Origin of the sequence: Mucilaginibacter celer (assembly GCF_003576455.2) — a bacterium.
Lineage (GTDB): Bacteria > Bacteroidota > Bacteroidia > Sphingobacteriales > Sphingobacteriaceae > Mucilaginibacter > Mucilaginibacter celer.
In genome coordinates this window covers 1,406,012-1,420,172 of the sequence record NZ_CP032869.1, presented here as the reverse complement: position 1 = coordinate 1,420,172, position 14,161 = coordinate 1,406,012, and the positions used below count along the sequence as shown (strand labels likewise).

Annotated in this window: 6 protein-coding genes; all 6 read right to left on the bottom strand. The window is 43.6% G+C overall.

Annotation, left to right across the window (positions count from 1 at the left end):
* Positions 1 to 86 precede the first annotated feature (86 nt).
* Positions 87 to 2,546: an ABC transporter permease gene (locus tag HYN43_RS05765; RefSeq protein WP_205589879.1), complete on the bottom strand. Its 2,460-nt coding sequence runs from the start codon at positions 2,544 to 2,546 to the stop codon at positions 87 to 89.
* Positions 2,547 to 2,707: 161 nt separating this feature from the next.
* A complete protein-coding gene (locus HYN43_RS05760) occupies positions 2,708 to 3,745 on the bottom strand; it encodes a DUF4097 family beta strand repeat-containing protein (RefSeq protein ID WP_119408545.1) in 1,038 nt (345 codons plus the stop codon).
* A gap of 178 nt (positions 3,746 to 3,923) precedes the next feature.
* Positions 3,924 to 6,356 (bottom strand): ABC transporter permease, encoded by a 2,433-nt coding sequence (locus tag HYN43_RS05755; RefSeq protein WP_205589878.1) that lies wholly within the window; start codon positions 6,354 to 6,356, stop codon positions 3,924 to 3,926.
* A gap of 85 nt (positions 6,357 to 6,441) precedes the next feature.
* Positions 6,442 to 8,865: an ABC transporter permease gene (locus tag HYN43_RS05750; RefSeq protein ID WP_119408544.1), complete on the bottom strand. Its 2,424-nt coding sequence runs from the start codon at positions 8,863 to 8,865 to the stop codon at positions 6,442 to 6,444.
* 141 nt (positions 8,866 to 9,006) lie between these two features.
* Entirely contained in the window at positions 9,007 to 11,397 is a 2,391-nt protein-coding gene (locus tag HYN43_RS05745) for an ABC transporter permease (RefSeq protein ID WP_119408543.1), read from the bottom strand.
* 308 nt (positions 11,398 to 11,705) lie between these two features.
* Complete coding sequence (locus HYN43_RS05740; RefSeq protein WP_119408542.1) at positions 11,706 to 14,075, bottom strand: ABC transporter permease; 2,370 nt, start codon at positions 14,073 to 14,075, stop codon at positions 11,706 to 11,708.
* Between the last annotated feature and the right edge of the window lie 86 nt (positions 14,076 to 14,161).

Genomic DNA, 14,161 nt, shown 5'->3' with positions numbered 1-14,161 from the left:
TCATTGGATCATTAGTCATCAAGTCATTTTTTCTCGCCGCGTTACAATGACTTAATGACGCGCAGCAAATGCCCCAATGACGCGCTCTATTCAGAGCGTAAACTTTTAACCGGGTTGGCCAGCGGGGCTTTAACCGATTGGAAGCTGATGGTGATTGCGGCCACTACCAGCGCTATTACCCCGGCTAATAAAAACACCCACCATTGTATGCTGATGCGGTAGGCAAAATCCTGCAGCCATTTGTTCATTAAAAACCAGGTTAACGGGAATGAGAATACTGAGGCTATCACAATCAGCTTTAAAAACTCTTTCGAGAGCATTACCGTGATGCTGCCTGTTGACGCGCCAAGCACTTTGCGGATCCCGATTTCTTTTACCCTCAGCCTGATCATAAATGCAGTTAGGCCAAACAAGCCTAAGCTGGCAATAATTAAGGCCACACAAGAAAACACAGTAATTATTTTACCTGTTCGCAATTCGGAGGCGTAAAGCGAGGCGTACTGCTCATCTAAAAATGAATAACTGAAGGGCGCATCCGGTCTGAAGCTATCCCATTCGGTTTTAATTCCGGCTATCAGCGATTTGATATCCGCCGTTTTAATCTTTAAAATAACAGTGCCTGTGCTATGACCGTATAACAACATCAGCGGGGCGATTTTTTGTTTGGCTGATGCATAGTGAAAATCCTTAACCACGCCTACAACATTATAATGCGTACGGGCCGACCTAACGATGGTTTTCCCCACCGGGTTGGCATCACCCCAGCCCAGCCCTTTTACCAAAGCTTCATTCACCACTACCGACATTGAATCGCCGGGAAACGATGAGTAAAAATTACGGCCTTTTACCAATTGTAAACCTAAAGTAGTTACATAACCTTCGTCAACATGGTAAATATTGGTATGGATATCGGCATGACCGCCCTTATCATCAAATTCTTTAGCTGTAATCTGTGTACCATCCATCCCGCCTGATTTTCCGGGCAGACTACTTGATATAGTAGCATTCAAAATTTGGGGATTGCGCAGCAATTGATCTTTAAAAGCATCAACACTTCGGCCCAGGGTATAGGCATCATTAACAACCAGTACCTGATCTTTATCATACCCCAATTTTTTGCTTTGCATATAATGCAGTTGTTGATACACAACAATAGTTGCAATAATCAGCAATGTTGATACTGCAAACTGCACAACGATCAAACCACTACGTAAAAAATTCCGTTCGCCGACCTTCGCACCGCTATTACCTTTCAATACACTAATAATCTGGAACGATGACAGGAAAAAGGCAGGATAGATTCCCGCCAGAACTCCAACCAAAAAGGCGGCGGTAATTTCAATAATCAACGCCGTAGTGTCTAAGAAAAACTCTATCCCGATATTCTTTTGAGCTACATTATTAAACAACGGCAATAAAAGATATACCAACCCCAAAGCCAATAACAAGGCCAGCAAAGTTAGCATAACCGATTCGGTAAGAAATTGTGACACCAGTTTACCTTTTTCAGAACCAAGAACCTTACGGATGCCTACTTCTTTTGAGCGCCTGGCCGAACTTGCAATTGAAAGATTAGTAAAGTTAATCCCGGCTAATATCAATATAAATATAGCCATCGCGCCAAATATATATATGTAATGGATATCGCCCGGAGCCTCCAACTCATACTTTGTAGCCGAATGCAGATGAATCTCGCTTAGGGGCTGTAAATAAAACAGGAAAGTATTAACGAATTTACTGGCCTTGGCAATGCCGGTACCCATATCATGTGCAATTTCGGGCACTACAAACTTACGCACCATTTCGGGGAAGGCGGCCTCCAGCTTTTTGGCATCGGCATTTTTGCTGAGTACGATGTAAGTGAAGAAACCAACATTGCTCCAGGTTTGCTGTGTGCGCTCGGCTATGGGTGTAAGGTTTAAAAAAGCATCGGCGTGGAAATGTGAATTATCGGGTACCTTATCAATTACGCCGGTAACCTTATAAGGCTTACCATCAATGGTAACGGCCTTACCAACGGCAGGTTGGTTGCCAAAATACTTAAGGGCCATGGCTTTGGTAATTACCATCGCCGCCGGATCTGTTAAGCAGGTTCTATTATCGCCTTCAATAAGCGGAATTGAAAACAGTTGTAAAAAGTTGGGATCAACTATTTGTACATGTTCTTCTTTAAACTGGCGGTCGTTGTATTTGATAAACACCGGTCCACGGCCGGTTAAGCGGGTAGTTTCAACCACTTCGGGAAACATATTTTTGATACCCTGAGCTACGGCTATATCAACCATAGGGTATTCGCTTACGCCGTTGTTTTCGATAGAGCGTAAGCCCACGCGGTACATCTGTTTAGCTTGTGCCGGATATTGATCGTAATTTAATTCGCTGTATACATAAGCACAGATCAGCATACAACAAGCCAGGCCCACCGAAAGGCCGAACACATTAATAAACGAGAATATTTTATTGCGTTTTAAATTTCGCCAGGCAGTTTTGATGTAGTTTTTTAACATGAGCGTACGGATAACGTACATAATGCTTTTAAAAGGCATACCAATTATAAATACAACTGATTACCAGTTAATTACAATTATTTTTCAATCACAACTGTACGAAGACGTAACACCATGTGTACGGTTATGATACAAAATTACGTAAGCAAAAAGGCCTGTCGATTTTCATCGCAGGCCTTTGAACATTTTTTTATAACTTCTTAATTTACAGTAAGGCTAACCCGGTTACCGCCGCGCACTTCAACCAATGCGCCGCCGCCGTTCAGTTTGCCTTCTATCCGCTCTTTATCTTTATTGCCCGAAAAGCTGTCGCCAAGATTAGCTTCTACCCTATCGGCACGTACATCAAGGTTTAAACCTTGTTTTGATGGCAATTGCAAATCAACACGACCAGCGCTTACATCAATTTTAACCGATTTACCCACGCTTAAAAACTGCGCATGAAAACTACCCGCACTTGTTGAGGCATCAAGGCTGCATGACAGGTCGGTTAGGTTAATGCTGCCGCCCGAGGTACCTGTTACAAAATCGCCGTCAATTTTATTACCGCTGATACTGCCGCCCGATGTAGTAGCTTTAATATCGCCTTTCAAACCATCAAGATGCAATGAACCGCCAGAGGTTTCCAGCCTGATGCGGCCTGTACAGTTAGTAGCCTCGATGCTGCCGCCCGATGTTTGCAGATCGATATCATCTTTAGAGTTACTTACGTGGATGCTGCCCCCCGAGGTACGGCCTTTGATATTGCCTGCGATTTTATCAAGGTGCAAGCTGCCGCCGCTGGTTTCAAATTGTTGCGTACCGGTTAAATTATCCAAATGGATGCTGCCTCCGCTGGTATTCAGGTTGGTGGCCACATTGGCCGGAACATAAACGCGGAACGAAATGCTCAACGATTTTTTCCAGTCCCAGTTATTATCTTTTTTACTTTTTGCCGATGCGTGTACTTCGCCGCCGCTTACATCAACTTTAAGCTCGTAGTTTTCATCAAGGCGCTTCTGGATCTCTTCTTTTGGCAAATCGCCGTTACCGTTGTTGCCCTGGATAAAAATCTCAACCCTCGGCTGCTCGCCCGAAGCGCCGCTTACCGTAATGCTACCACCCGAAGTATTCACAAATACTTCTTTAACAGATTGGCCCGATAATGATTTGGTTAAATATGGTGTTTTCCAGTTATTTTGAGCTAAAGCCGCGTTACCTGTACAGGCAACAAATAACACAAGTAAATACTTTTTCATAATAATGATTGTTGGTTTATATCTACAAGACCAAAGCTTTTGCTGATACGTTGCATCCGTTTGAAAAATAAATTGATCATTACGTCATTTGCGCTGCGTCATTGGGCCATTTGCTGCGCGTTATTGAGTCATTTTGAACTTTTCAATGACTTAATGACCTAATGACTCAATGACTAAATTATTCATTTTTAAGGCTTTTAACCGGGTTAGCCAGGGCTGCCCTGATGGATTGGAAGCTGATGGTTACAAAAGCGATCAATACAGCAAGTACACCCGCCACGGCCAGTACCCACCACTGGATGTTAATACGGTAGGCAAAGCCCTGAAGCCATTTACTCATCATAAACCAGGCTAAAGGCGATGATATTAAAATGGAGATGAATACCAGCTTTATAAAATCTTTCGACAACATGCCTACGATGGTGGTTACACTTGCGCCTAAAACTTTGCGGATGCCTATCTCTTTGTTACGTTGCTCGGCGGCGTAAGCAGCCAAACCAAACAAACCGAGGCAGGCTATTAATATAGCCAGCGTGCTGAACGAGATAAACAGCTGCCCTATACGGTGCTCCGAACGGTAGGTGGCATCAAAATCCTCATCCATAAACGAGTAGGTGAATTGATGGTTAGGTGCCAGTTCTTTCCACTTATTTTGTACCTGCTCTATAAAAGCCGATATGTTCGAAGCCTTGATCCGCACGCTTATCGCACCATAATCATCGGCATAAGCCAAAACCACCGGACCAATTTTATCTTTAAGCGAGCTGAAGTTAAAATCCTTCATCACCCCTACTATATGGTAAGGCTGCACGCCCCAGGTATCGCGGTAAACGGTTTTATTAAGCGGTGCTTTCTCGCCATAAACTTTTACAAATGCCTCGTTACCAATAATAGCGGCAGTATCGGTAGCCATTGCTGTAGAGAAGTTTCGGCCTGATAGCATTTTAATGCCCATGGTATTGATGTAATTTTCATCAACCGGCCAAAACTCGGTGAGCATATCTTTTTTTATGTCGATGGTTTTATCGGGGAAGAGGCCGGTCATGTTCCTGTCCTGCCCCGTTGGGGTGTATAACGACATGGTGGCGTTGATTACGCCCGGCATCCTGCCAATTTCCTGCTTCAGTATTTTGGCCTGTTTGCCCAATACGTTGGTGTTTTTTACTACCAACACCTGGCTGCGGTCAAATCCGAGGTTTTTATTGTGGATAAAGTTGAGCTGGTTATAAATTACCAGCGTACCGATAATCAGAAAAATAGAGATAGAAAACTGGAACACTACCAAAAATCCGCGTAAAAAACTGCCTTTAAAACCGGTTGCCAGTTTACCCTTTAAAACCTCGATAGGCCTGAAAGCAGATAACACAAACGCGGGGTATAATCCGGCCAGAAATCCAACCACCAATACAACAACAACCAGCGAAGGAAGCAACCATACGGCTGATTGCGGGTTGAAGGCTATCCCTTTACCCGACATCTGGTTAAACAGCGGCATTAAGGCCCAGGCTATAACAATAGCTACTATTGTTGAAAACAAGGTAACCAACAGCGATTCGGTTAAAAACTGGGCAATGAGGTTTTTACGCGCCGAGCCTAATACCTTGCGCACACCAACCTCTTTAGCCCGGTTTGCAGATCGGGCTGTTGAAAGGTTCATGAAGTTTACACAGGCTATAGCCAATATAAATACCGCTATTATCGAAAATATATACACATACTGCATGCTGCCGCCTTTTTCAAACTCGTACTCGCTTACCGAGCGCAGGTGGATATCGGTAACAGGCTTCAGTTCGGTATGTAAATAATTACCGCCGGTTGTCCAGGCTTTGGGGTTGAACGAATTTTTAATATCAATTTGGGTGATTTGTGCTTCAAGGTTTTTAACATTGGTACCCGGCTTCAGCAATAAATAATTATGCACGCCGCTAAAGCCCCAGCCATGCTGCCGGCTTTCAGGTATTGATGAAAACGATAAAAAGAAATCGTATTTAAAATGCGATTGTGACGGTATATCTTTAACAACACCGGTTATTTTATAGGTACCGGTATCATTAACAGTTAAAGTTTGGCCAACCACATTTACCCTGTTAAAATATTTTTTTGCCGTGCTTTCGGTAATTACGGCCGAGTGTGGTTCGGTTAGCGAATTTGCCGGGGTACCATCAATCATGGGCAAGGTAAACACATCAAACAGGTCCGATTCGGCAAATACCACATTCCGTTCCTGGATATTTTCGTTCCCGTTGCGGAAATAATATTTCTGTGGCGATAAAAACAGGGAACTTGTAGGGATCATCCTCGCTATTTTTTCAATTTCAGGAAAGTTACCCTGCAAAGCGTTCTTAAACGGTTCGGGCGAGCCTGCGTACGATCCTTCGCGGCCATTTAGCCTTACGTTTTCCGTGATCCTGAAAATCCTGTCGGCTTTGGTGTTATATTTATCGTAACTCAGCTCATCGGCCACAAAAAGCACAATAAGCAGGCAGGTAGCAAGTCCAACCGATAAACCTAATATGTTAATTGCCGTAAACCCCACATTTTTCCGCAACGAGCGAAAAGCCGTTTTAATGTAATTCCTGATCATAATTTTATCGTCATTTTTTCTGGTCATTGAGTCATTAGTCATTAAGTCATTTTTTTTGTCCGCGCTTCAATGACCTAATGACGCGAAGCAAATGACTCAATGACTAAACAAGTTATTCGTTTTTTAAACTCCGCACCGGGTTGGCCAATGCTGCCCTGATAGATTGGAAGCTGATGGTTGCAAAAGCAATCAGCACAGCCGAAACCGCGGCCAATGCTATTACCCACCATTGAATATTTTGCCTGTACGCGAAGCCCTGCAACCATTTATGCATAAAAAACCAGGAAACCGGGATGGCAATGACAATGGCTATGAATACCAGCTTAATAAAATCTTTTGATAGCATACCTACTATGTTAGCCACGTTAGCGCCCAACACTTTGCGGATGCCTATCTCTTTGGTGCGCTGCTCGGCGGCGTAAGCGGCAAGGCCAAATAAACCTAAACAGGCTATGATAATGGTTAAACTGCTGAAAATGATGAAAATGGTACCCATGCGCTGCTCCTTGCGATACGAAGCGTCAAAATCATCGTCCATAAACGAGTATTCAAACTCTCTGCCCGGCTGTATTGATTTCCATTTGTCTTTAATAAGCGCCATTAATGAAGTAATGTTGGCAGTATTCATTTTAACACTTAACGATCCCGTATCCTGCCCGTACATCAACATTATCGGAGTTATATTATACTCCAAAGAGTTGAAATTAAAATCTTTAATCACACCTATTATATGATACTCTTTAAATGTTTTAGCCATGTTATCCATCGGCAAAAACATTGATTTATTAAGCGGATCACGCACGCCCATTAACCTTGCCGCAGTTTCGTTAATGATCATCGCTGCCGAATCTGTTGGCATCTGATCAGAAAAATTACGGCCTTTGGTTAATTTAATATCAAGGGTAGGCAGGTATTTATCATCAACTGTCCAGGTTTGGGCCAGTACGGCTTTTTTGGGGTCGAGGCTTCGTTCCTGGAAAACGCTGCTGCTGTTGCGATAATCTGATGTGGGTAAGAAGCCTGTCATGGTAACACCGGTTACGCCGGGAAGCTGTTTTACCTCATCCCTGAAAACCTTGCTTTGTTCGCCCAGGTTATATACACCGTGCACAACCAGCACCTGGTTGCGGCTATAACCCAGATCTTTATTCTGGATGTATTTAAGCTGATTATAAATTACCAAAGTACCTATAATCAACACTATCGATACAAAAAACTGGAACACCACCAACGAGCTCCGCAGCAGTCCGCCTTTAAATCCCGCAGATAATTTACCCTTTAAAACCTCAATAGGCTGAAAACCCGAAAGGAACAGCGCCGGGTACCAACCGGCAAGGAAACCTATTACCAGCACGGTTACCAGCAAGGCCGGAACAAGCCAAACAAACGATGCGGTACTCAATTCAATACTTTTGCCCGCAATATTATTAAACAATGGCAGCAAAAAATAAGCTGCCGCGAAAGCCATAAGCGTAGCCACAAAAGTTACCATCATCGATTCGGACAGGAACTGAGCCACCAGGTATTTACGTTGCGACCCCAACACTTTACGCACCCCCACCTCGCGGGCGCGATTGGCCGAACGGGCGGTTGACAGGTTCATGAAATTAACGCAGGCTATCAGCAATATAAATATAGCCACTGCGCTAAAAATGTACACATACTGAATATCACCATTATGATCCAACTCTGATACCAGGTTCGATTTTAGGTGGATATCCAGCAAAGGCATCAAACTTAACTGGTATTTATTCCCGTCGGCTTCAAACTTGTCAAAGGTTAAATGCAGGATGCTTTGCAATTGCGGGCCTGCATTTTTACGCATCAGCCCGGGCATTTTAGCCTCAAACTTTTTAATATCGGTGCCGGGTTTAAGTAGCACGTAGGTATTGAAGTTATTACTAAACCAGGCATTCTCCTTACTCTCCTGCGTGGTGGTCATCGACAGGATGAAATCGTAATTAAAATGCGATTGCTTAGGCATATCTTTAATTACACCGGTTACCTTATATAGCCCGTTTTCGCCAAGGGTAAGCGTCTTGCCCACGGCCTGGGTAGTGTTAAAGTACCGTTTAGCTGTTGTTTCGGTTAATACCACGGTTTTGGGTTCAACAAGCGCCTTTTTCGGATCGCCAGCCACCATGGGCAGGGTAAACACATCAAAAAGTGTCGAATCGGCAAGGATTACCTTATTTTCGTGGATGATCTGATTTCCCTTTTTTACGTTGTAACCTCCGCGTTGCAATAACCTGCAGGTACGCTCAACCTCGGGATAATCGTTCTGGAACGCGGCACTAAGCGGTGCCGGCGAACTGGCATATTTTTGATCGATACCGCCAAACTTAATCTGCATATTGGCGCGGTAAATCCTATCGGCTTTGATATTGTATTTATCGTAGCTTAATTCATCAACCACATAAAACACAATCAGCATACAGGTAGCCAGGCCCAGAGCCAAACCAAAAACATTAATGGCTGTAAATCCCACATTTTTTTTCAATGTGCGATAGGCGGTTTTCAGGTAATTTTTAAACATCTCTTTATTTCATTTAGTCATTGGGTCATCTGCTTTGCGTCATTGGGTCATTAGGTCATTAAATCATTTTGCAAAGTTTTACACTCGTTTCAAACTTTTCAATGACTTAATGACGCAAAGCAAATGACCCAATGGACCAAATTATTCACTTTTAAGGCTTCGCGCCGGGTTGGCATTTGCCGCTTTTACAGATTGTATACTTACAGTTACAAAGGCAATAATTACCGCCAGGATACCTGCTACAGCAAATACCCACCAGTTGATGTCAACCCGGTAGGCAAAGCCCTGCAGCCACTTGCTCATGCCGTACCATGCCAGCGGTGAGGCTATCAGCGTGGCAATCAACACCAGTTTCATTAAATCTTTCGACAACAGGGTTACTATCGAGGTTACACTCGCGCCTAACACTTTCCTGATGCCTATTTCTTTTACCCTCTGCTCGGCGGTAAATGTTACCAGTCCGAACAACCCCAAACAGGCTATGCTGATAGCCAGGATGGTAAATATGAGCAGGATGTTGCCTTGCTTTTGTTCGGATTGATATTGTTTGGCGAAGTTTTGATCGAGGAAGTGGAACTCTACTTTATTTTCGATATCGAAACGGCCGTAAACCTTGCTGATATAATCCAGCGTAGCCGGGATATTATTTTTGCCGATGCGGATGTACATATTATCCTGATCGTTAGCGGCAGGCGGCAGGTACAGCATCATTGGCGCTACTTTATGCTGTAACGAATAAGTGTTAAAATCCTTCACCACGCCGATAATCTTCCGGCTAATCACATTGCCGTTAACATCCAGGCCCACCCTAACTGTACGGCCTACGGCATCCTTCCAGCCCATCTCATTAACCAGGGTTTGGTTAACAATAATTGATTCCTGCTTATCGGTAGCCATTGCTGCTGAGAAGTTGCGGCCTTTGGCAAGCTTAACCTGCATAGTTGGAATAAAATCTTCATCAACAATCAGGTTCTCCACTACCTTCGATTCGGAATTGGCTTTGCCATCCACACCGATATTGAAATAATCGGAGCCGATATCGTTATTGCCTATCGGGTTACCGGCAATACCTACGGCCTCAACTGCCGGGTTTTGTAACAACTGGCTTTTAATGGTAGCTATTTTTGTACGGGCCTGTTTATCGCTGATGTGGAAGGTAAGCGTTTGGGCTTTATTAAAACCCAGATCCTTGTTCATTACATAATGCAACTGGCGGTATATAATGCACGATCCGGCAATCATTACAATAGTGATTACAAACTGAAACACCACCAACGATTTCCTGAACAGGATAGTTGCCGCCTGGCTCCCTATTTGCCCCTTCATGGCCGCAATAGTACGGAAGCCCGACAGGAACAAAGCCGGATATAAACCGCTGAAAATTCCCGTTGCAAAAGCAAAAAGCATAAACATTGCCACTGTTTGCTTTAATCCAAATTGCAGCAGCACCAAAGTTTTGCCCGATAGCTGGTTAAAATAAGGCAGTAAAAACTGTACCATTACCGCTGCTATAAGCGAGGCTATCAGCGCAAACAAAACAGATTCGGCAAAAAACATCATTACCAGTTGCTTTTTGCTCGATCCTATCACTTTACGTACACCAATTTCTTTAATACGGATAGATGAACGGGCCGTAGTAAGGTTTACATAGTTGATAACCGCGATAGCCAATATCAGTAAAGCAACAACACCAAATACATATACATAAGTGATATTGCCGTTACTGCCCAGTTCATAATCCAAATTTGAATGCAGGTGGATAGAAGTTAGTGGTTGCAACTCCATATTGTACCGCATAGCCCCCTGCGAGCTTTTGAGATATTTGTTAAAAAAAGCGCCCGATCCGGCTTCTATCTTTTTAAAATCATCGTGATTTTTAAGCAATACATAAGTATAAATATGTGAGTTGCCCCAACTGTCCGTATATCCCTCAGGCAGCGAACGCAACGCGCTGAATGTAAATTGCGAGTTAGCAGGTACATCGTCAATGACACCGGTTACAGTGCTGGGGGTGTTTTCAATCTGCACTGTTTTATCTAAAGCATCGGCGGTGTTGCCAAACAGCTTTTCGGCCAGCGTTTTGGTTAGTAAGATGCTTTGTGGTTTACTTAGCGCAGTTTGCGGGTCGCCTGATAAAAAATGGTGGGTAAACAGGTTGAAGAAACTTTTATCAGTAAACAACATCCCGCCTTCGCTGATGTGCTTTTCTCCATAGCTAATCTTTCCGCCACCCTCGGCATCAATACGCACAGCATCTTCAACTTCGGCATAATCATTTTTTAAAGCCGGGGCATAAGGTGCTGATGTAACCGCGAGGTTAAACTTACCGCCATTCCAGGTACCATGCTGTACTACTCTAAAAATACGGTCGGCTTTAATATTATGGCGGTCATAGCTCCATTCATCAACCACATACAGGCTAATGAGCCAGAACGCGGCAATACCGGTAGCCAAACCAAAAATATTGATAAAGGAAAAAACCTTATGCTTAATGAGGTTTCGCCAGGCTATTTTGATGTAATTACGCAACATAGGTAAATGGTTTATACTATTGATTTATTAAAACCCGTACCATTTATTTAAGCAATTAAAAATCAATAACTTACGATTTTATCCTATATCAAAACCGTCCGGTAATGAAACAGTTAGGGGTACGGAAGTGAACGGGGGTTAGTGATTAGAGGTTAGAGATCAGAGGTTAGGGTTTTAGAACTAATCTGCAATCACTAACCTTTAATCACTTCATGATCAACTAACGGATAGCGATTAGAGGTTAGCGATCATAGGTTAAGATTTAAGAACTAATCTCCAATCTCTAACCCTCTAATCTCTCCAAAGGATCACTCATTCTTCAAACTTTTAACCGGGTTACTCAGCGCGGCTTTGATGGCCTGCCAGCTTACTGTTACCATGCATACCAACAGGCTGATGGCTATTGTTGCCAGGAAAACCCAGATGCTGATACCGGTGCGGTAGGTATAATGCTGCAGCCACTGGTTCATATAATACCAGCTTATGGCCGATCCGATCAGGAATGAGATTGTTACCAGTATTAAAAACTCTTTAGAAAGATTAAACCACAGGCTGCTGATGCTTGCGCCCAATACCTTGCGGATGCTGATCTCTTTTTTGCGCTGCTCGGCCGAGAATGAGGCAAGGCCGAATAAACCGAGGCATGAAATAATGATGGCCAATACCGTAAACGAGCTTGAGAGCGTACCCAAAAGCTTTTCGTTGGCAAACTTGTCGGCAAAGCTGTCGTCAACAAACTGGTATTCGAAAGGGTACTCGGCGTTATACTTTTTGTAGATATTGCCGATGGTTTCGAGGCTTTTTGAAACCGATTGATTGGGGTTAAGGCGGATCCCTACCTGGTTAGCCCAGTTTGGATCGAAGCCTATGATGGCAGGTTTCACCGGTTCGTAAGGCGATCCCCATACAAAATCTTTAACTATGCCTACTACGGTGCAGTTGCGGCCCTGCCATTTTACTATCTGCCCAAGCGGCTCTTTTAAACGCATCAGCTTAACGGCCGACTCATTCATAATAAGTGACAGGGTATCGGCCATGCGGCCCGGGATATAATCGCGGCCCTTTAGCAGTTCAAGTTTATACGTAGATATAAAATTATATGTGGTAACAATCTGATCGATAGGGATTTTATCTTCGCCCGGCAATTGTCCCGGCCAGTTGATACCCCAACTGCTGCTATTACCGCCATTGGCTATACTGCCCGAAGCTAAGGTAGCATTAACCGCCGCGCCAGAGTTAATAATATCAGTACGGAAAGCTTCATACTGTTTTACCAGGTTACCTTCAAGCCCAACTTCAATTACGCCGTTTTTAACATAACCTACGGGGCGGTCTTTAATATAGCTAATCTGTTTATAGATCAATATGCTTGAAAGGATAAGGCTTGTTGCAAAAACAAACTGCAAAACCACCAGCACCTGCCTTGCATGCAGGGTGGTTTTGCCTGTTTTATTTACGCCTTTTAAAACTTTTACAGGTTTAAATGATGATAAAAACAATGCGGGGTAACTACCCGCTAATATGCCGGTAAGCAGTGTTACCACTATAGCGGCTCCCCAGGCCCAGGCGTTACCATACGGGATAACCAAATGCTTGTTGATAACCTCGTTAAAATAGTTAATGGACACAGCCATTAATATCACAGCAACAACCAACGAAAATAAAGCCGTTAATATCGATTCGCCCAAAAACTGCTGGATAATGGCAAACCTGCGTGCGCCCACTACCTTGCGGATCCCCACTTCGCGCGAGCGGCGTTCTGAGCGTGCGGTTGAAAGATTCATGAAATTGATACAGGCAATAAGCAAAATACCAATAGCCAGGAAAAAGAACAAACGTACATACTCGATGGCTCCGCCCGCATTTACGCCGTTTTTAAACTGCCCGTACAAATGCCCGCGGGTAAATGAGTACAGGAACATTTTATTTTCCTTGTTGTTGGGATCGTAACGTTCAACCAGTTTCCGCATTTTGGCGTTGAGCTTGTCCAGATCAACACCCGGTTTAAGCATCACAAAGGTTTGGAATGAATAATTGCCCCATCCCGAATTTTTTACCCATTGGTTTTCGGCTTCGTATAAAGCCCAGGGAATCATGGCTTTAAATTTAAAGCTGGAATTTGAAGGCAAATCTTTAAACACACCGGTAACTTTGGCGGATGTTGTACCGTCTATTTTAAGGCTTTTTCCAATCGGGTCTTTATCCCCAAAAATAGCCTTAACCGCCGATTCGGATAAGATAACCGATGACTGATCGTGAAAAACATCATTTCTGTTACCTTTCACAAAATCAACAGTAAACATTTGCAAAAAAGCGGCATCAGCGGCCATCAGTTTTACCTTAAGCGGCTTGTTATTATAATTAAACAAATGATCGCCCCCCCAATCAGTACGTGCCACATGCTCAATCTCCGGAAAGTCTTTTTGCATAGCAGGCCCTGCCGGTACAGGCATAGATTGGTTGGTGTAGATCTCGCCGTTGTTCGGCTGCGTACGCATTACGCGGTACAGGCGTTCCTTATTCTGGTGAAAGCCATCGTAGGTAAACTCGTTGTAAACATACAACAGCAGCATAAAGCTTACCGCCATACCCACACCCAAACCGCCAATATTTATGGCCGAATACAGCTTGTTTTTAACCAAACTGCGCCATGCTATTTTTAAGTAATTTTTAAACATATCTTTTTATATCATTAAGTCATTGGGTCATTAAGTCATTTTTTTAATACGTCAATCAAAATGACCTGATGACGCAAAGCAAATGA

Excerpts from the sequence above, each read along its gene's own strand:
- HYN43_RS05740 (WP_119408542.1), bottom strand. The coding sequence starts at position 14,075 with ATGTTTAAAAATTACTTAAAAATAGCATGGCGCAGTTTGGTTAAAAAC.
- HYN43_RS05755 (WP_205589878.1), bottom strand. The coding sequence starts at position 6,356 with ATGACCAGAAAAAATGACGATAAAATTATGATCAGGAATTACATTAAA.
- HYN43_RS05745 (WP_119408543.1), bottom strand. The coding sequence starts at position 11,397 with ATGTTGCGTAATTACATCAAAATAGCCTGGCGAAACCTCATTAAGCAT.
- HYN43_RS05760 (WP_119408545.1), bottom strand. The coding sequence starts at position 3,745 with ATGAAAAAGTATTTACTTGTGTTATTTGTTGCCTGTACAGGTAACGCG.
- HYN43_RS05765 (WP_205589879.1), bottom strand. The coding sequence starts at position 2,546 with ATGCCTTTTAAAAGCATTATGTACGTTATCCGTACGCTCATGTTAAAA.
- HYN43_RS05750 (WP_119408544.1), bottom strand. The coding sequence starts at position 8,865 with ATGTTTAAAAATTACCTGAAAACCGCCTATCGCACATTGAAAAAAAAT.